Here is an 18,951-nt window from a genome sequence, read left to right as displayed (position 1 = left end):
CTGCCCTGCCGCACGGACATCGACCCGTTCAGCCGTCCGCCCGCGAGGCCACCCAGGCCCGGTGCGCCCGGTCGACGCGGTCCCACAGGGCCGCGCGGTCCTCGGGACCGAGGTCGTCGAGCTCGCGCCCGAAGACCTCGGCCATCGCGGCGTGGAACTCCTCGGGGGTGGTCAGCTCCCGCGGCTCCACCGCGCCCCCGGCGTCCGCCCGGAACAGCATCCGGCCCATGAGCCGGTCCACCCCCCTCCCGCCGCGCCGCAGCATGACGAAGGACTGCCGGAAGGGGGAGTCGTCGGCGGTGGACAGCCGCAGGTGCTCGGCCTCGAAGTCGGCCATCGCGGCCGGCGCGGAGCGGAAGTTCATCACCGGGAAGGGGCCGTCGTCCGTGCGAAGGGTCCAGCCGGCCTCCGCGCCGGCGGCGCCGGCGAGCCGCTCCAGGGAGTAGCCGAAGGTCTGGGTCCAGCTGCCCTCGCGCAGCGGCAGCGGCTCCAGGGGCCCGTTGCCGAGGCCGACGTCGACGAACCAGGTCGCGCCGTCGACCCGCACGGTCAGGGTGAGGTGGTCGCCGCTGACGCCGCGCGCGGCGGGGTCCGCGTAGACGCCGCCGAGGTGGCGGGTCACGTCGTAGCCGAGCTCCTCCAGCAGGGCCGCGAAGGCGCCGTTGAGGTGGAAGCAGTAGCCGCCGCGGCCGGCGGCGAGGCGGCGCACCGACAGCAAGGGGTCGATGCCCGGCGGGCGACCGATCTGGATCTCGGTGTTCTCGAACGGGACCCGCTCCAGGTGGGCGCGCTGGAGGGCGAACAGCCCCTCCTTCGAAGGGGCTCCGGGCTCGGTGACGCCGATCCGGCGGAGGTAGCCGGCGAATACGTCCGTGTACGTACCAAGGGTCATGGGGGCACCCTAGGACGCCCCCGCGGCGCTCCGGTCGGGTTTCGGCCCGGACCGTCAGGTCGCACCCCCGCCCCCGCCCCGCCCCCGGGACGAGGCGGGACGGGGCGGGGGGCTACGCGTCGATCACTTGTCGATGTCGCCGACGACGAAGAAGAGCGAGCCCAGGATCGACACCATGTCCGCGACCAACTGCCCCGGCAGCAGCACCGACAGGGCCTGGATGTTGTTGTAGGAGGCGCTGCGCAGCTTCAGCCGGTACGGGGTCTTCTCGCCCTTCGACACCAGGTAGTAGCCGTTGATCCCGAGCGGGTTCTCCGTCCACGCGTACGTCGCCCCCTCGGGCGCCTTCAGCACCTTGGGCAGCCGCTGGTTGACGGGCCCCGGCGGCAGCTCCGCCATCCGGTCCAGGCAGGCCACGGCCAGGTCGAGGGCGTTGTGCGTCTGCTCCAGCAGCACCTCGAAGCGGGCCAGGCAGTCGCCCTCGGTGCGGGTGACGACCTTCAGGACGTCCTGGAGCTCGCCGTAGGCCAGGTACGGCTCGTCGCGCCGCAGGTCGAAGTCGACGCCGGAGGCGCGGGCGATGGGCCCCGAGACCCCGTAGGCGTGCACCGCCTCCCGCGACAGGACGCCGACGCCGCGCGTGCGCCCCCGGAAGATCTCGTTGCCGTGCACGAGGCGGTCGTAGACGTCCATCCGCGTGCGGACGTCGGCGATGGCCTCGCGCGTGCGGCCCAGCCAGCCGGCGGGGAGGTCCTCCTTGAGGCCGCCGACCCGGTTGAACATGTAGTGCATGCGGCCGCCGGAGATCTCCTCCATCACGGCCTGGAGCTCCTCGCGCTCCCGGAACGCGTGGAAGATCGGGGTGATGCCGCCCAGCTCCAGCGGGTACGAGCCGAGGAACATCAGGTGGTTCAGCACCCGGTTCAGCTCGGCGAGGAGCGTACGCATCCACACCGCGCGCTCGGGGACCTCCATGCCGAGCATCCGCTCGACGGCCATGACCACGCCCAGCTCGTTGGAGAACGCGGACAGCCAGTCGTGACGGTTCGCGAGCATCACGATCTGGCGGTAGTCACGGGCCTCGAAGAGCTTCTCGGCACCCCGGTGCATGTACCCGACCACCGGCTCGGCGCTGACGATGCGCTCGCCGTCCAGCACGAGGCGCAGGCGCAGCACGCCGTGGGTGGAAGGGTGCTGCGGTCCGATGTTGAGCACCATGTCGGTGCTCTCCGCCGCGCCGCCGATGCCGACCGTGGTCTCCGTCATGGCCGCATTCTCGCAGTCCTAGGGTGGGCGTATGGAAATCGGGACGACGGGTGAGACGGCGGGCCCCGTGTGGGTGGGACTGCCCGGTGGGTTGCTCACGCTGCGACGGCTGTTGCTGGTGATCTGGACGGGCTCGCTCGCGGTGGCGACGGGGGTGCTGCTGGGGGTCTTCGCCGGCCCGGTCTGGGCGGCCTTCGGGCTGTTCTGGCTCGCCGTCCTGGCCTGGGGGTGGGTGATGCTCGGGCGGAACTGGCGGTCCTGGCGGTACGCCGAACGGGCCGACGACCTGCTGATCAGCCGGGGCGTGCTGTGGCGGGAGCAGACGGTGGTCCCCTACGGCCGGATGCAGCTCGTGGAGGTCACCTCCGGGCCGCTGGAGCGGCGCTTCGGGCTGGCCTCCGTCCAGCTGCACACGGCCGCCGCCGCGTCGGACGCCAAGATCCCCGGCCTGGTGCCGGCGGAGGCCGAGCGGCTGCGGGACCGGTTGACCGAGCTCGGCGAGGCAAGGTCGGCGGGGCTGTGAGCGGCCCCGGGAACGGCCCGACGGACCAGCCGGGCTCCGGCGCCCCTCCGGCGGACGTCGAGGCGCACGGCGAGGCGGACGGCGTGACGGGCGGCGAGGTGCGGGGCGGGGCGGGAGACGAGGGGGACGCCGGCGGCGCCGGTCACGGCGGCGGCGTCGAACGCCGGCTGCACGTCCTGACCCCGCTGCGCCGCGCCTGGGTGCCCGTCGCCGCGATCGTCGGCATCCTCATGCAGCAGGGCGAGCGCCTCCAGGAGTGGATCGGCCCGATGTCCGTGGGGCTGCGCGTGGCCGCGCTGGCGGCGCTCGTCCTCGTCTTCGGCACCTACGGCTTCCTCAGCTGGTGGTTCACCCACTACTCCGTCACCGACACCGAGCTGCGCATCCGCACCGGCCTCGTCTTCCGCCGCACCGCCCACATCCGGCTCGACCGCATCCAGGCGGTGGACGTCACGCGCCCGATCCTGGCCCGGGTCGCCGGGGTCGCCAAGCTGCGGCTCGACGTCATCGGCACCGAGGCGAAGGACGAGCTGTCGCTGCTGGACGAACGCGACGCCGTCGCCCTGCGCGCCGAGCTGCTCGCCCGCGCCGCCGGCTTCACCCCCGAGCACGCCACCGTCGTGGGCCAGGCCCCCGAGCGCAGACTGCTCGCGGTCGGCGTGCGCGACCTGGTGGCCTCCCTGCTGCTGAGCCTCGGCGTGTGGGCGGCGCTCGTTGCCGGCGTCACCGCCTCGGCCGTCATGTGGTGGGTCAGCGAGAGCCCGTGGGTGACGCTGGTCGCCGTGGTGCCGCTGCTGGGCGCCGTGTGGGCGGGCAGCGTCGGCCGCTTCCTCGCCGAGTACGACTGGACGGTCGCCGAGTCCCCCGACGGGCTGCGCCTGGACCACGGGCTGCTGGACCGCGCCCACGAGACCGTCCCGCCCGGGCGCGTGCAGACCGTGCGCATCGTGGAACCGCTGCTGTGGCGACGCCTGGGCTGGGTGCGGGTCGAGCTGGCGGTCGCGGGCTCGAAGAACGACGTACTGGTCCCCGTCGCCCGCCGGGACGCCGCCCACGCGGTGATCGCCCGGGTGCTGCCCGGCGTGGACCTCACGACCCTGGAGTTCAGCCCCTCGCCGTCCGCCGGCTCGCGGTGGGTGGTGCCGGTGTGGTGGAAGGGGTACGGGTTGGCCGTCTCGGACGAGGTGTTCGCGGCCCGGCGCGGGCGCCTGTGCCGGCGTACCGAGATCGTCCCGCACGCCAAGGTGCAGAGCGTCCGCCGCTCCCAGGGCCCCTGGGAGCGGGCCCGGGGCGTGGCCGACCTGCACGTCGACACCGGGGCCAACGCCACCGTCACCGCCCGGCTGCGGTCCGCCGCCGAGGCCTCCGCGCTCCTCGACGCGCAGGCCGCCCGCTCCCGCACCTCCCGCGCGGCGGCCCGCCCGGACCGCTGGATGACCTGACGGCACGAGGACCCGCCGCCGGGGTCGGGCGGCGGGTCGGGTCGGGCGGCGGGTCCGGCGGCAGGGGTCCGCTACACGCCCCCGGCGCGGACCAGGCCCGTCTCGTAGGCCAGGACCACGACCTGCACGCGGTCGCGCAGGCTCAGCTTGGTCAGGATCCGCCCCACGTGCGTCTTCACGGTGGCCTCCGACAGCACCAGCCGCGCCGCGATCTCCCCGTTCGACAGGCCCTGCGCCACCAGCAGCATGACCTCGCGCTCGCGCTCCGTCAGCCGCTCGATGTCCTTGTTCTCCGGCTCCGCCGCCGTCGTCGGCAGCATCGGGGCGAACCGGTCCAACAGCCGACGCGTCGTCGACGGAGCCACCACCGCGTCCCCGCTGTGCACCGAACGGATCGCCGCCAGCAGCTCCGCCGGCGGGACGTCCTTCAGCATGAAACCGCTCGCGCCCGCCTTCAGCCCGGAGAACGCGTACTCGTCCAGGTCGAACGTGGTCAGGATGATCACCTTCGGGTGCTCCGGCGGCTCGCAGATGCGCCGCGTCGCCTCGACCCCGTCCAGCCGGGGCATGCGCACGTCCATCAGCACCACGTCCACCTTCGTGGCCCGCAGCACCTCCAGCGCCTCCAGGCCGTCCCCGGCCTCGGCGACGACCTCCATGTCCGGCTGGGCGGCGAGCACCATACGGAAGCCGGTACGGAGCAACACCTGGTCGTCGACCAGCATGACTCGGATGGACATCGGTGATTACCTCTACCTCTTCTTGAGCGGGAGCAGGGCACTGATCCGGAAGCCTCCGCCGGGGCGCGGGCCCGCGTCCAGGGTTCCTCCGACCATACCGATGCGCTCCCGCATACCGATCAGACCGTGGCCGGCGCCGTCCGCGCCGCCGTCCTCGTACAGCTCGTGCGCCGCGCCCCGGCCGTCGTCCTCGACCAGCAGACCGAGCCCGTCGTCGAAGTAGACCAGCCGCACGCTCGCCCGCGCGGCGGGGCCGCCGTGCTTGCGCGTGTTCGTCAGCGCCTCCTGCACGATCCGGTACGCCGTCAGCTCGACCCCGCTGGGGAGCTTGCGCGGGGCGCCCTCCACCTCGAAGTCCACCGTCAGCCCGGCCGCCCGCACCTGCTCGACCAACACCTCGATCTGCTCGACGTCCGGCTGCGGCACGTAGTCCTCGGACTCCTGCGGCTCACCGGTGCGCAGCACGCCCAGCAGCCGCCGCATCTCGGCGAGGGCCTGCCGGCCCGTCCCGGAGATCGTCTGGAGGGCCTCCTTGGCCTGCTCCGGAGCCACGTCCATGACGTACGCGGCCCCGTCGGCCTGCACCACCATCACCGACACGTTGTGCGCGACGACGTCGTGCAGCTCGCGGGCGATGCGGGCGCGCTCGGCGGCCACCGCCACCTGGGCCTGCGCCACGCGCTCCTTCTCCAGCCGCTGGTTGCGCTCCACGAGCTGCGCGTAATAGGCGCGCCGGGTGCGCACCGAGTCGCCCATCACCCAGGCCAACGCGAACGGCACCATCAGGAACAGCGTGAAGATGACGGTGTCACTGCCCTTGTCGACCTGTTGCTGGAAGCGCAGCGCGTACAGCGGGGCGGCCGTCAGGCCGAGGCCGAACGCGATCCGCGACATCCGGCGGGAGACGTCCGAGGCCGCCGCCACCGTGTACAGGATGACCAGCATGGCCAGGTCGAAGGTCTGCACCTGGACGCCGAGGGCCAGCTGGTAGGCGCCGGTGGCGACGGCCAGCCAGAACATCTGCAGCGTCCACTTGCGGCGCAGGGCGATGACCGCCGACAGGGTCAGCACGGGGGGCACGGCCGCGAAGCGCTCGGACGGGCCGGACGGGTTGTCGACGACGCTCAGCAGGGAGAGCCCGAGGAGGAGGACAGCCCAGAGGGTGTCGACGCCCGTCGGGTGTCTGCGGATGAAGTCGTAGAGGCGCTGCACGTAACCCAGCGTAGGGAACGCGGATAGGTGCTGGAGTCAACCACAGGTGCGATCCCTGTGACGGGGGCGTACTCCGCAAGGTGGAGGGTGAACCTAACCTGTGTGGGATGAGCGCTCAAGGTGAGGTCAGGGGCCCGGTCCGGTGGCGCGGCGCGATGGAGGCCGCCCTCTACGGACCCGGCGGGTTCTACGTGCGCCCCGGCGGCCCCGGACCGGCCGGCCACTTCCGCACATCCGTCCACGCCTCGCCCCTCTACGCGGCGGCCGTGGCCCGGCTCCTGGAGCGCGTGGACGCGCGGCTCGGGCACCCGGACCGGCTCGACCTCGTCGACGTGGGCGCCGGACGCGGCGAACTGACGGCCGGGGTCCTCGCCGCGCTGGACCCGGACACCGCCGCGCGCGTGCGCCCGTACGCCGTCGAGCGCGCGGCCCGGCCCGAGGGGCTCGACCCCCGGATCCGGTGGGTGCCCGAGCCCCCCGAGGGCACCACGGGACTGCTCTTCGCGAACGAGTGGCTGGACAACGTCCCGCTCGACGTCGCCGAGGACGGCCGCTACGTCCTGGTCGCCCCCGACGGTACGGAAACCCCCGGCGGACCCCTCGACGCCGCCGACCGGGCCTGGCTGGAGCGGTGGTGGCCCGGCGGCGTCGGGCCCGGCGGTGGCCGGGCGGAGATCGGCCGGCCGCGCGACGAGGCCTGGGCGGCGGCCGTCGCCACCCTGGAGCGGGGCCTGGCGGTGGCCGTGGACTACGCCCACGCCCGCGGGGCCCGGCCCCCCTTCGGCACCCTCACCGGCTTCCGCGACGGCCGCGAGTGCGCGCCCGTCCCGGACGGCACCCGCGACGTCACCGCGCACGTCGCGCTCGACGCCTGCGCGGGGGAGGGAGCCGTCCTCCTCACCCAGCGCGAGGCGCTCACCGCCCTCGGCGTGCACGGCGGCCGGCCCCCGCTGGCGCTGGCCTCCACCGACCCGGTGGGCTACGTACGGGCCCTGTCCGCGGCCGGGGAGGCGGCGGAACTCACCGCCCGCGGCGGACTGGGCGACTTCGGCTGGCTCGTCCAGCCGGTGGGCGTGCCGGTCTGGCCGGGTCCCGCCGCGTCCGAGGGGACGGGCACGGTCTAGAGGCGCTTGGCGCTGCGCAGGGTGGTCGCGTAGTAGCCGTTGCCGTCCAGGCGGGAGGTGCCGCCCTTGTCGCCGATGGTGGGGCCGTTGGCCTCCTCCCGGCTGGAGATGAAGACCTTGTGCCCGTCGGTGTCGGTGCCCAGGTAGATGCCCGTGTGGTCCAGACGGTCCTTGGTCCGCGCGTCCAGCTTGAAGAACAGCAGGTCACCGGGCTGGATCACGTCGATGGACGTCGGGCGGTCCGCCGCGCCCACCCCCTTGAGGGGGATGACGTCCGTCCCCAGCTTCGAGCGGGCCATGCCGTTCGCGGTGCGCGGCAGGCCGGCGCCCGGGGTGTCGTCGGGCAGCAGCGGGTAGCGGGCCCGGTAGCCGAAGACGGTGCGGATGAAACCGGAGCAGTCCATCGACCGGTAGCGGGCGGTCTGGGGCTGCTTGGTGACCCCGTTGCGGAAGGTGTACGGCTTGCCGAGGTAGTCGAAGAAGTCGGACTGCTCCAGGCGCAGGTCGTTGCCGGCGGAACCGTTCGGGTTGAGCGGTCCGAAGGAGGCGTCGCCCGCGTAGGCCGTGCCCTGCGCGTCCTTGCGGATCGGGGCCTGGTCGCCGTACTGGAAGGCCATCGCGAAGACGTCGTCCTCCTGGCTGCCGAAGTACTTCGCGAACCAGTCCTTGAACCACGTCTGGTTCTCCGCGCCCTGCTTCCACTCCTCCGGCAGCAGGCGCACCCAGTTCTCGGTCACCACCCGCGACTTGGTGTTGGCGGGTTCGGTGAAGGTGCGGCTGGGACCGGTGAGGGTCGCGGTGCGGGCGCCGTCGGTGAAGGTGGCGAGCACCTGCCCGCCGCCGTCGCGCAGCACCGAACGGTCGGGGCCCTGGAGGCGCTCCCACTTGCGCTCCCCGCCGCGGCCCGCCGTCGGGCCGCCCGCGACGTCCTTCTCGGCGACGATCCGCAGGGCGGGCGACTTGGCCTGCTCCTCGGCGCGCAGCGCGTAGGTGAGGTACGCGCTGCCGGCCAGCAGCGCGAGCACGGTGGCCGTGTGCAGCACGGAGCGCGTGCGGCGGCTCTTCGAGGGGGCGGCGGTCATACGGGGCTCCGGGGGCGGGGTGGGCGGGCGGCGGGCGGTCGTTGGGCTCAGGCGGCCGGCATGAAGCCGAGGAGGATGCCGGCGGTCAGCACCACGTACGTCATGAGCGTGGCGCCGCCGGTGGCGAGCAGGGTGGCGCCCTTGGGCTGGCGGACCAGCTGGTAGGCGATCAGGCCGGGCACGATGAAGCCGAGGGTCTGGTTCGTGTAGAGCAGCGGGAACTCCATCTGGAGCACGATCACCACGGTGGCCTGGAGCAGGACGCCGAGCAGGACGACGGCGGCGAACAGGCGCTTGCCGTAGAGGATGACGAAGCGCTGCACGACCAGGGTCAGGACGTACGTCAGGGCGGTGACGCCGACGACGAGCGCGGCCCGCTGGAGGTCCTCCAGGAGGGTCAGCGCCAACCAGCCGGGGGTGATCATGCCGCCGGGGGAGAGGTTGGTCGTGAGGTAGCACAGGAGCGAGAAGAGCAGGCCCAGGGCGATGCCGATCGCTGCGATCTCGGGGGTGAGGACGGCGGGGATCAACGGGGCTCTCCGGGTCGGGGCTGGGGGGTGGGCCAGGCGGGTACGGGGGTCGCGGCGTCGATGCCGTAGGGATCGGCGGCCGGCGGCGGGGGCGGCGGGGCGGCCTGGCCGTACGGCTCCCCGGGCCACGGCCCGCCGTGCGGGGGCTGCGGGTTCGGGGGCTGCGGGTTCGGGGCCTGGGCGTACGGGGTCTGCGGGTACGCCGGCTGCCCGTAGGGGGGTCGGGCGGACGCGGGCCGGCCGTATTCGGGCCGGCCGTACGGCTGCTGCCCGTACGCGGGCTGTCCCTGCGGGGGCTGCGCGTACGGCGGCTGTCCGTGCGCGGGCCGGGCATACGGCGGCTGTCCCTGGGGGGCCTGGGGGTACGCCGGCTGCCCGTAGGGGGGTTGGCCGTTCGCGGGCTGCCGGTACGGCTGCTGTCCGGACGGCTGCCGTCCGTACGCGGGCTGCGCGTACGGGGGCTGTTCCTGCGAGGTCTGCGCGTGCGGCGCCTGGGCGTACGGGGCCCCGGCGTACGGGGCCCCGGCGTGCGGGGGTTCCGCGTACGGGTCGTGGGCCGGCGGGGCCGGGTTCGCGGGGGCGCCGGCGCGCGGTTCCTCCGCCGAGTCGTCCGCCGGCAGTTCCGCGAGGTGCTCCAGCAGCACCTCGCCCTGGCCGTGGATGTTGCCGATGGCCACCAGCGAGGAGTCCCCGTCGAGGTGCCCCAGCAGCTCGGCCATGAACTCCTCGCCGTCGCGGTGGTCACCGCCGAGGTCGACCGCCCGGTCGCGCCACTCGGCGGGGATGGCGTCGATGGCGCTCTTCGCGGGGTGCCCGATCACGAACACCCGGTCGGGCCGCAGCTCGGGGACGATCGCGCCCATCTGGCCGTTGCGCTCGACCCGGTCCGGGCGGCAGTTGATCACCACGTTGAGGGGGCGGTCCACGGCGCCCAGGTCCAGCAGCTGGTTGATGTTCATCAGCGTGGACTCGGGGTCGTTCGCCGCGAAGACGTTCGCGAACCGCAGCCGCTTGCCGTCCGGCGTCAGGTACCGCTCCACCGACAGCACGCCCGGGTCCGGCGGGGCGTCGTACATGCCCTTCAGTGCGGTGGCGCGGTCGACGCCGAGCAGCTCGGCGACGGTCAGGGCGATGGCCACGTTCTCCTTGAACGTGAACCAGCCGAAGCCGCGCAGCTCCTCGTCGGAGACGGTGTCGGGGTCGGCGTAGATCAGCCGGCAGTCCCGTGCGTCGGCCTCCTCCTGGAGCACGTGGAAACGTTCCTGCTCGGCGGTGACGCAGATCCCGCCGTGCGGCATCGAGCGCGAGAGCGAGCGCGCGATGTCGTCGAGGGTCGGGCCCATCTCGGCGACGTGGTCCTCGCGGACGTTGCACAGGACGCCGATGGTGGACCGGATCAGCTTCGACTGGTTGATCTCCTGGAGCGCCGGCATGACCGCCATGCACTCCATGACCAGGACGTCGGGCCGGTAGGCGGCCGCCTGGCGCACGATGCCGATCTGCTCGACCACGTTGGCGATGCCGAACTTCCGGTACACCGGCTCCTCGGTGGCGTCCGGGTGGATGAACCGGGCCGCGGTGCCGGTGGTCTTCGCGACGGTGGTCAGGTCGCCGCCGCGCAGGGCGCCCGCGCACAGCCTGGTGATGGAGCTCTTGCCGCGGATGCCGTTGACCAGCACCCGCTGGGGGATCCGCTCCAGGTTGGCGAAGTGCCGGCGCTGCTCGACGATGCCGGCGACGAGCATGACGGCGCAGCCGACCAGCAGGACGCAGTAGAGGAAGAGCACGGGTCAGTTCCTTCCGGCCTCGGCCGCTTCGGCCTGCCTGCGCTGTTGCTGTCGTTGCTGGAGCTGTTGGCGCAGGAGTTCCAGGCTTCGGGTCACGGCGCCCACCTCGTCGTGGTTGCGGGGGAACAGGACCGTGCGGCGGTCGCCGTCCGCGAGGGCCTCGGCCTGGCGGGCGAGTTCGCGCAGCGGGCCGACCACGACGATCCGCAGCCAGCCCAGGCAGGCGGCGCCGACGGCGAAGCCGAGCAGTCCGGCGAGGACGGTGCGGTTCTGGAGGCTGTACTCGTGGATGGCCAGGCCCTTGACCGACTGCCGGCTGACGACGGTCCAGCCCATCGGCTTGGCCGCGCCGCCGCCGACGAACGGCGCGGCGGCGGCGATGACGTGGTCGCCGCCCGCGCCGCGGTAGAGGACGCCGCCGGGGCGGGGCGCCATGCCGACCTTGAGGGCGGAGCCCTCGACGAGGGCGTCGAGCCGTGCGTCGTCGAGCTTCGCGAAGGCGCGGTAACCGCTGTTGGAGGCGATGATCCGGTGCTCGGCGTCGACGACGCGGATCTCGCCCAGGCCGGGCCGGCGCAGCAGCGAGTTGAGGAAGTCGATGCGCAGCTCGCCGACGACGGCGGTGCCCTCGCGGCCGGGGATCTCGGCGGTGGCGACGATCACCGGCTCCTTGCCGTCGCCCTCGTGCAGGGCGATGGGCTCCTTGCGGGGGCCCTTGCCCCCGGCCGCCCGCGGGGAGGCGCCCGCGCGGGCGAGGACCGCGCCGGAGCCGTCCACCACGTAGAGGGAGGCGTAGCGCAGGTGCTCGCGGGCGGTGCGTTCCAGGACGGTGGTCATGTGCCCGGGGTCGGTGCCGGCGTCCATCAGGGAGGCCACGGACAGCAGGTCGGCGTGGCCCTCGTTGAGGGCGCGCCGGATCCGGTCGTTGAGGGTGTCGGTGCGTTCGCGCTGGTCGTTGACGAGCTGCTGCGGTACGACGACGTCCTCCCCGGCCCGGTTGACGAGCAGGCCCAGCGGAACGCACCAGGCCAGCAGCAGCACCCCGCACAGCGCGAGGAGCGTACGGGCGCCCACGCGGCGCCTGCGGCGGGGCCGGACGAGGGGGGCGGGGGCGCCGTCGCTGAGGAGTTGGACGCGCAGCCGCTCCAGGGCGCCGGCGATCCGGGCGGCCTCGGCGCCGCGCGGTACGGGCACGGGCCGGGTCAGGGCGCCCGCGGTGAGCCGTCGGCTCTCCAGGAACAGGGCGATCAGCGGGCGCTGCACGGTGGTGACCAGGAGGGCGATGGCCAGGCCGCCGACGAGGAGGAGGGCGCCCGCGAGGGCGAGTCCGGCGAAGGCGTCGGAGGTGCGGGCGGGGTTCTGGGCCACGTTGACCATGGCGACGACGGTCAGGCCCAGGCGGGAGGCGTCGGTGGCGACGCCCGCCTCGGGTCCGGCGAGGCGGGCGTAGCCGGCGGCGGCGCGTTCGCCGCCCCACTGGCCGCCGGTGAGGCTGCCGCTGACCCCGAGGAAGCCGCCGGAGCCGGGCTCCTTGGCGGTGAGGGGGTGCGCGGAGGCCTTCTTCGCGGCGGTCTTCGCGAAGGAGGCGAGCTGTTTGGTGTCGCGTTTGACGTCGGCGCGCTGGAGGTCGGTGAGGACCATCTCGGGCTCGGGGATGCCGTCGTCGCTGAGGACGGCGCCGTCGGGGCCGACGACGGCGATGGCCCGGAAGTCGCCGAGGCTGATGCCGGGGAAGCGCAGGCTGCTGGAGGCGACGAGCAGTTGCTGCGGCTGCCCCTCCCAGGAGAGCAGCGAGAGGGTCAGCAGTCGGGTCTCGCCGTTGGCGAGCTTGACCATGCGGGGGGCGAGGCCGCCCTCGCCGACCAGGGAGGCGCGGTCGATGGCGGTGAGGGGGAGGTTCTCGCCGCGGGCGGCGAGCAGCCGGCCGGAGGCCACCTCGACGACGGCGGTGCCGCGCCACTTCTGGTAGACGCTGCCGATGCGGTCGAGGACGGCGTCGGGGGCGACGGGCTTGCCGGCGGAGAACAGCGAGGCGGCCCGGTCGAGGTCGGTGACGCTCTCGTCGAGGGAGGCGCGCAGGGCGATGGCGCCGTCCTCGGCGAAGTGCTGCTGGGAGGTGAGGACGGCCTCGGGGAGGCGGTCCTCGCGCAGGGTGCCCAGGCTGAACGCGGTGAACCCGGCCAGGACGAGCAGCAGGACCGACAGCACGGTGATCGGCGGTCGGATGCCGCCGAGCAGGGACATGTCGGCCCTGCGGCGGGCCTTGCGTCGCCGCTTGGGGGGAGTGGCGGCCACGGGGGGTCCTTCCTGGCGGGGAGGTGCGGGGGAGCGCGGGCGTCGTACGGGTCGTCCCGTGTACGGGTCGTCGTGCGTACGGGCGGGGCGCGTCGGCGGGGGCGGTCGGCGGGGCGGGCTAGTCGGGGAGCCTCTTCAGGGGGGCCAGCCCGTCCTTGGCGGCGCCGCGGTTGAGCATGGTGCCCTCGGTGCGTTCGAAGGCCAGTCGGTAGCGGGCGCGCTGTTCGGGGGACAGCGCGGTGTTGCCGCGCAGGGCGTCGGCGACGTCGACCAGGCGGTGGTCGCGCAGGGGCTTCGGCGCGGTGGCGGGCAGGTCGGATCCCGGGGTGCTCTCGGGGTCCGGCGGGATGTCGGTGAAGGTGGGCACGAAGCGGGCCTTCACGTCCCAGCGGCCGTTCTTCTCGGTGAACTCGAACCAGCCGATGGCGCCCTCCTCGGTCAGTCCGCTGGGGACGTCGTGGCGGGCGAGCTGGTTGCCGAGGCCGTAGGCCACCCAGATCGGCCCGACCTTCTCCATCGGCTGGACGACGTGCGCGTGGTGGCCGATGACCAGGTTGACGCCGGTCTCCTCGGCGATCCTGCGGGCCAGTTCCAGCTGGGGGTTGCTGGGGTTGGGCTGGTGCTCGCGGCCCCAGTGGATGGAGAGGATCACCACCTCCGCGCCGGCGGCGCGGGCCTTCTTCTCGGCGGAGGAGATGGCCTTGAAGTCGGTGAGGTTGGCCAGCCAGGGCTTGTCCTTGGGGACCTCGCGGCCGTTGAAGCCGAAGGCGAAGGAGAGCTGGGCGACCTTGACGCCCTTGACGTCCAGGACGAGCGGCTTGGCGGCCTCCTCCTTGGTGCGAGCGGAGCCGGTGTGGCGCAGGCCCTCGCGGTCGAGGGTGTCCAGGGTGCGGTACACGCCCTCGGGGCCGTGGTCGAGGGTGTGGTTGGAGGCCGTGGAGCAGGTGTCGTAGCCGACGTTCTTGATCGCCTTGGCGATCTGCGGCGGGACGAGGAAGTCGGGGTAGGTCTGGAAGGGGCCGTTCGGCTGTCCCAGTACCGGCTCCATGTGGCAGATGCCGAGGTCGGCCTTGGCGACGACCGGCTTGATCCCCGCCATGATCCGGTCGAAGTCGTAGCCGGTGCGGCCGGAGGCCTGCGCGTCGCGGGCGGCCTGGTCGGTGAGCTGGGGGTGGATGAGGATGTCGCCGGCGGCGGCGACGGTGAACGAGCGGTTCTTGCCCGTGGCGGGGCGCCCGGGTTCCGGGGCCGCCTCGCCGAGGGGTCCGCAGCCCGCGAGCGCGAGGACCGGCGCGAGGGCGAGGAGCGCGGCGAGGGTCCGGGTGCGGACCTGTCGGGTGGGGCTCGTTTTCACTGGGCTATTTTCAGCCAATGATGAAGGCGGAGCCGACGAAGAAGATGATGATCATTGCGGTGGCTTTCGCCATGATCATTACGGTGGTGCTTTATGTGGCTTTTGCACCGTCTCATTCTTCGGAAAAGGGACCCTCGCCTTCCGTTTCTGCCTCGAAAATCACTCCGGACCTCTTGGAAAGGGTGACTGGATTCACCTCCGGTTTTGGTTCGAAGGGCGGCTATCGCGAGCCCTCGAAGAAGGAGAGGGCGGCCCTCGTCGCAGGGGCCGCGTCCCTTTTCGACGGAAATGTCGACATGGCTCGTTCTCGACTGTCCGAGGTGGACTACCGCCTCGACACCTTCACCGACACCGCCTCCGGACGCCGCTACGCCGAGGTCGCCGACGCCGCCGTGACCGCCGGCAGCGCCGCCCGCGGCTGGGGCCGGATCTACGTCGACCTCGCCGGCCCGCCGCACTGGTCGGTCCAGGTCCCCCACCCCCACGCCGACCGGTACACCGAGCGGCTGGGCGCCGAGGTCCTGCGCGGCGCCCCCGGCGGGGTCATGGTCCTGGCCGGCGCCCACCGCAAGGCGGCCTCCGGCGGGGGCGGGGAAGGAGGGGTCGGGGAAGCAGGAGGGGACGGGGACGCCGAGCGGGAGGGACGGCAGCGGCCCGAGGACGACCCCGCGGACATGGCCCACCGCACCGACTCCGTCTTCCACGCCGTCGTCGCCGAACTGACCCGCCGCGGCCTGCCCGGCATCCAGCTCCACGGCTTCGCCGACTCCTCGGTCCCCGACACCGGGGCCGTCGTCTCCACCGGCGCCGGCGACCGGGCCGCCGCGGAGGCCGCCGGCCTGGCCGCCGCGCTGGAGGGCGAGGGCGTGACCGTCTGCCGCGCCCGCGACACCTCCTGCCCGCTCGCCGGCCGCACCAACGCCCAGGGCCGGCTCGCCGCCGAACACGGCACGCGCTTCCTGCACCTGGAGCTGTCCCGGTCCCTGCGGGCCCACCCCGACCCGCGCGCCGGCGCCGCGCGCGCGATCGCGTGCGTCACCGAGGGCTGGGCCGGCCGGGCCTGAGGGGGAGCGGCCTGAGGGGGAGCGGCCTGAGGGGGAGTGGCCGAGGGGGAGCGGCCCGGGGGGAACGGCCGAGGGCCGGAACCCCGGGTGGGGATCCGGCCCTCGACTGCTGCGGGAACGTTCCCGCGGATACCGCGGGAGCGACCGCGCTGCCTACTGCCTGGTGCCTGCGGCCTACTGAAGGACGCCGTCGTGACCCTCGTGCAGGCCACCGCCGCTGCCCGAGCCGCCCGTCGGCTGCGACGGCGGGACCGGCTGCGACAGCGGAGCCAGGTCGAAGGCGTAGTGGCCGACCGCGTTCGCGATGACGTCGACGTTGATGTCGAGCGCCTTCTGGTCGATGTTGTTGATGTCGTCGCCCTTGCCGTGGTAGTTCACGTCGTACGCGACACCCGCCTGGCCGCCGAACTTCGCGGCCTGCTCGGCGGTCTTGATGCCCTCGGCACCCGTGAACGTACCGCCCGCCGGAATGCCGGACGCGATGAACGGGCCGTAGTCCGAGCGGCCGGAGAAGTCCGTGCCCTCGTGCGGGATCTTCTGCGAGTCGAGGAAGTCGGTGATCCCCTTCTCGATCTGCGCCGAGCCCTCCGGGCCGGGGCCCGAACCGACCTTGTCCGAGTCGTCGCCGTCGTAGACGAAGTACGCGGAGTTCGGCGAGGCGATCATGTCGAAGTTCAGGTACAGCTTGATCTGCTTCTTCTGGTCCTCGGTCAGCGAGCCCACGTACGCCTCGGAGCCCAGCAGGCCGAACTCCTCGGCCGACCACCAGCCGAACTTCACCTTGTTCTTGATCTTCGACTGGCTGCTCGCCAGGCGCTGCGCGACCTGGAGGATGCCCGCCGAACCGGAACCGTTGTCGTTGATGCCCGGACCGGCCGCGACCGAGTCCAGGTGCGCGCCGAGGAAGACGGTGTTGTTCTCGTCGCCGCCCTTCGTCTCCGCGATGACGTTGTACGTCTTGCGGTTCTCGCGCTTCTCGCGGATGTCCAGCGTGATCGAGACCGGACCCGCCGCCGCCTCCGCGGCCAGCTTCTCGCCGTCGGCCTGCGAGATGCCACCGGTCGGGACCTTGCCCGCCGTCGGGTCGCCGAGGGTGCCGTTCAGGGCGCCGTCGGTGTTGTTGTAGATCACCGCGCCGACCGCGCCGGCCGCCGCCGCGTTCTGCTGCTTCACGGCGAAGGTGCAACCGCCGCGCTTGACCAGGGCGATCTTGCCGGTGAAGGCACCCGCCGCGAAGTCGCCGGGCTCGCAGCCCGTCGTCCCGTCGGCGTCGACCGGGGCGACCGCGACCGGAGCGGTCACGCCACCCTCCGGGCTGTTCGCCGTGTACGTCATCAGGTGGATCGGAACGTCGCGCCCGCCCGCCCCGTTCACCTTCAGGCTCTCGGCGAGGGTCTCCACGTAGACGAACTCGAACTCGTTGCGGGTCACCTTGTAGCCGGCGCCCTTGAGGACCGCCTCGACGTACTGGGCGGACTGCACGTGCCCCTTGGAACCCGCCACGCGGTTGCCGTTGTTGTAGTCGGCCAGCGACTGGAAGACCTTCAGGTGGTTGTAGGCGCCCTTGCCGGTCGCCTCCTTGACCAGCTTCTTGGCCAGGGCGTCACCCCGGGCGGCATCGCTCTGCGGGCTTCCGGTGGCGCCCGCAGGCCCCGCGAGGAGCAGCGGGGAGACGATGGCAGCGGCGGCCAGGGCTGCCGTGGCTGCGGCTATACGGCGAGAGGGCATGAAGGTCCTTTCACAGCAGGTGCGCGAAGAGCACGGTGCGTGGGGGAGTGGTGGGCCGCACGTTAGGCATCAATCGGCCGTACGCGCCAGGGTTTTCACTGCTTCCGGTTTGTGAAATCCGGATATCGGTGCCTACGCGCCGGCGAATTTCGGCCAACGTCCGCCCAACGTCCGCAGGCCGACAACCCCTCGCGTGACACGTGTCGAAACGCTGTCGGTGCACCGCCGGTACGCCGCCGGCGCGCCGGTCGCGCCCGATTCAGCGCAGAATGCCCTCGATGAAATCGGTGCCTATTCGGGCCACCACGGACAAGTCCAACTGATGCTGCGCATAGCGCCCCTGACGGCGCGTGTGCAAAAGCCCCGCCTTCTTCAACACGGCCAGGTGCCGGGACACCTCCGGAGCCGAGATCCCGAGCACCGTCGCCAGCTCGCTCGTCGTGTACGGAGCCCTCGCCAGACTGCGGCACAGCATCATCCGCATCGGGTGCGCCAGCGCCTCCATGCGCCGCTGCATCAACTCCACCGACCCCGCCCCCGGCGCCGAGGCCGGCGCGGGCGAGCTCAGCGGATAGTGCACCACCGGCCGCCACGCGGGCGCGTGCAGCACCAGCAGGTGCGGCCAGCCGAAGTTCGTCGGCACGAACACCAGCCCCGACCCGATCCGCGGATCCGTCGCCGTGGCCTGACCGTTCACCATCTTGTCCACGGTGATCGTCGTGTGCGCCTCGTCCACCGTGAGCGCCGACGACACCTCCTTCAACGCCGCCGGCAGACCCTTGCGGCGCAACACCTCCGTCTTGTGCCGGGCGTCGGCCGACTGCCGGGGCTCGATCCCCCGCCACGTCTCGGCGAAGAACGCCTCGTCACAGTCCTCCAACAGCCTCCGCATCCACACCCGCACCGCCTGCGGCTCGTCCAGCAACCGCAGCGAGAACCGCAACTGGCGCGGGCCGCGCGCCGCCGCCACCTCCAACGCCTTGGCGCGCGCGGCCGGATCCGACAGCGGGGAAGGACCGCCGCCCTCGTTGTAGAGCGCCAGCCAGCAGTGCTCCAGGGCCGCCATCACGAACCGCTCGTCGTCCAGCCGGTCGAGTACGTCGAGCTCCTCGGCCAACGTCGCCGCCGGCCGCCCCGTACCGCCCGGAACCCCCGCGAACGCCATGAAGACGTCCGAGAAGGAGCTACGCCACATGAAGTCCGCCTCCAGCAGGCGGTCCGCGAGACACGGATCGAGCGAGGCTTGAGTGGCGCTCGTCCAGGAGTGCAGCTCCGGATGGTGCGCCGGCTGCGAGAGCGCGTGCAGCGCCATGCAGAGCTCGGCGAGGGGCGACGGCGCGAAGCCGATCCGCTCCGCGGGGAGCCCGGCGATGTCGATGGTGACGCTCATCGCCCCATCATCACCCGCCGCGCGCGAGGACGGGAGATCGGGTTGCGCCGCAGGTGGGAGGCGACGATTGACGGGGACCGTCAATCGTCGCGCCCGGCGTCGCCGGCAGGTTCAGGGTGGACGCATGACCGCCATCGAGCAGTACCTCATCGACACCTACCGGGCCGCGCAGCACCAGAGCCCCATGCCCCCGCCGCCGGGCCGCGACGACGTCGCCACGCTCCGCGCCCTGAGCACCGAAGCCCGCTTCCGCGCCGTCCTCGACGGCCGCCCGGCCACCCACCCCTGGCGCGCGGCCCTCCACCGCCTCCTGCACCCGGCCGGGCCGTGCTGAGGGGGGGCGGGGGTGGGGGTGGGGGGCTACCTCGCCCGGGCGGGGTCGGGGAGGTGCCGGGGGTTTCCCGTCAGTCTCATCGTCTCTCCGTGTCGGGCCGGGCCCTCAAGGGCGCTCACTTCGTTCGCGTCGCTTCGCGATGGCCTTCGGCCACCCTTGACCGCCCGTCCCGCCCCGGACATACGAAG

The 18,951-nt window shown here is 73.1% G+C and carries 16 protein-coding genes; 5 read left to right on the top strand and 11 right to left on the bottom strand.

Features of this window, described 5'->3' with window-relative positions:
• Positions 1 to 28: 28 nt before the first annotated feature.
• Positions 29 to 892, bottom strand: coding sequence for an arylamine N-acetyltransferase (locus AB0D01_RS38070; RefSeq protein ID WP_363063692.1), 864 nt, complete (start codon positions 890 to 892; stop codon positions 29 to 31).
• A 123-nt stretch (positions 893 to 1,015) separates the two neighbouring features.
• Positions 1,016 to 2,158: an NADH-quinone oxidoreductase subunit D gene (locus AB0D01_RS38065; protein ID WP_363063690.1), complete on the bottom strand. Its 1,143-nt coding sequence runs from the start codon at positions 2,156 to 2,158 to the stop codon at positions 1,016 to 1,018.
• Between the two features lie 31 nt (positions 2,159 to 2,189).
• Here AB0D01_RS38065 and AB0D01_RS38060 point away from each other — a divergent pair, with 31 nt between their 5' ends.
• Together AB0D01_RS38060 and AB0D01_RS38055 are read left to right on the top strand one after the other, a co-directional pair.
• Positions 2,190 to 2,681 carry a PH domain-containing protein gene (locus tag AB0D01_RS38060; RefSeq protein WP_363063688.1) on the top strand — a complete coding sequence of 164 codons (492 nt, stop codon included), beginning with the start codon at positions 2,190 to 2,192 and terminating at the stop codon, positions 2,679 to 2,681.
• A 98-nt stretch (positions 2,682 to 2,779) separates the two neighbouring features.
• Positions 2,780 to 4,123: a PH domain-containing protein gene (locus tag AB0D01_RS38055; RefSeq protein WP_363063714.1), complete on the top strand. Its 1,344-nt coding sequence runs from the start codon at positions 2,780 to 2,782 to the stop codon at positions 4,121 to 4,123.
• Positions 4,124 to 4,194: 71 nt separating this feature from the next.
• Here AB0D01_RS38055 and AB0D01_RS38050 read toward each other — a convergent pair whose 3' ends face one another.
• A complete protein-coding gene (locus AB0D01_RS38050; protein ID WP_363063686.1) occupies positions 4,195 to 4,863 on the bottom strand; it encodes a response regulator transcription factor in 669 nt (222 codons plus the stop codon).
• A 12-nt stretch (positions 4,864 to 4,875) separates the two neighbouring features.
• Positions 4,876 to 6,075 carry a sensor histidine kinase gene (locus AB0D01_RS38045; RefSeq protein ID WP_363063684.1) on the bottom strand — a complete coding sequence of 400 codons (1,200 nt, stop codon included), beginning with the start codon at positions 6,073 to 6,075 and terminating at the stop codon, positions 4,876 to 4,878.
• Positions 6,076 to 6,182: 107 nt separating this feature from the next.
• Here AB0D01_RS38045 and AB0D01_RS38040 point away from each other — a divergent pair, with 107 nt between their 5' ends.
• Entirely contained in the window at positions 6,183 to 7,199 is a 1,017-nt protein-coding gene (locus AB0D01_RS38040) for an SAM-dependent methyltransferase (protein WP_363063682.1), read from the top strand.
• Here the strand turns inward: AB0D01_RS38040 and AB0D01_RS38035 are convergent.
• The 5 genes from AB0D01_RS38035 to AB0D01_RS38015 form a co-directional block, all read right to left on the bottom strand.
• The gene (locus AB0D01_RS38035) at positions 7,196 to 8,281 is read right to left on the bottom strand and encodes an NlpC/P60 family protein (RefSeq protein WP_363063680.1); all 1,086 of its coding nucleotides are present in this window, start codon (positions 8,279 to 8,281) and stop codon (positions 7,196 to 7,198) included. The genes AB0D01_RS38040 and AB0D01_RS38035 overlap by 4 nt on opposite strands.
• Before the next feature lie 47 nt (positions 8,282 to 8,328).
• Complete coding sequence (locus AB0D01_RS38030) at positions 8,329 to 8,811, bottom strand: poly-gamma-glutamate biosynthesis protein PgsC/CapC (protein ID WP_363063678.1); 483 nt, start codon at positions 8,809 to 8,811, stop codon at positions 8,329 to 8,331.
• A complete protein-coding gene (gene pgsB / locus AB0D01_RS38025) occupies positions 8,808 to 10,598 on the bottom strand; it encodes a poly-gamma-glutamate synthase PgsB (protein ID WP_363063676.1) in 1,791 nt (596 codons plus the stop codon). Before pgsB ends, AB0D01_RS38030 begins: the two co-directional genes overlap by 4 nt.
• A 3-nt stretch (positions 10,599 to 10,601) precedes the next feature.
• The gene (locus AB0D01_RS38020) at positions 10,602 to 12,842 is read right to left on the bottom strand and encodes a cache and HAMP domain-containing protein (protein ID WP_363063712.1); all 2,241 of its coding nucleotides are present in this window, start codon (positions 12,840 to 12,842) and stop codon (positions 10,602 to 10,604) included.
• Positions 12,843 to 13,011: 169 nt separating this feature from the next.
• Complete coding sequence (locus AB0D01_RS38015) at positions 13,012 to 14,247, bottom strand: CapA family protein (protein WP_363063675.1); 1,236 nt, start codon at positions 14,245 to 14,247, stop codon at positions 13,012 to 13,014.
• A 296-nt stretch (positions 14,248 to 14,543) separates the two neighbouring features.
• Between AB0D01_RS38015 and AB0D01_RS38010 the strand changes: the two genes are divergently transcribed.
• Complete coding sequence (locus AB0D01_RS38010; RefSeq protein ID WP_363063673.1) at positions 14,544 to 15,311, top strand: hypothetical protein; 768 nt, start codon at positions 14,544 to 14,546, stop codon at positions 15,309 to 15,311.
• A 174-nt stretch (positions 15,312 to 15,485) separates the two neighbouring features.
• On the opposite strand, the gene AB0D01_RS38005 is transcribed toward AB0D01_RS38010, so the two are convergent.
• Together AB0D01_RS38005 and AB0D01_RS38000 are read right to left on the bottom strand one after the other, a co-directional pair.
• Complete coding sequence (locus tag AB0D01_RS38005; protein WP_363063671.1) at positions 15,486 to 17,039, bottom strand: M28 family metallopeptidase; 1,554 nt, start codon at positions 17,037 to 17,039, stop codon at positions 15,486 to 15,488.
• 259 nt (positions 17,040 to 17,298) lie between these two features.
• Positions 17,299 to 18,429: a DUF5937 family protein gene (locus tag AB0D01_RS38000; RefSeq protein WP_363063669.1), complete on the bottom strand. Its 1,131-nt coding sequence runs from the start codon at positions 18,427 to 18,429 to the stop codon at positions 17,299 to 17,301.
• A 124-nt stretch (positions 18,430 to 18,553) separates the two neighbouring features.
• On the opposite strand from AB0D01_RS38000, the gene AB0D01_RS37995 reads away from it, so the two are divergent.
• Entirely contained in the window at positions 18,554 to 18,763 is a 210-nt protein-coding gene (locus AB0D01_RS37995) for a hypothetical protein (protein ID WP_363063668.1), read from the top strand.
• Positions 18,764 to 18,951 lie beyond the last annotated feature (188 nt).

This window comes from Streptomyces sp. NPDC048606, from assembly GCF_040650855.1.
Classification (GTDB): domain Bacteria; phylum Actinomycetota; class Actinomycetes; order Streptomycetales; family Streptomycetaceae; genus Streptomyces.
This window is presented reverse-complemented; position numbering and strand designations above follow the sequence as displayed.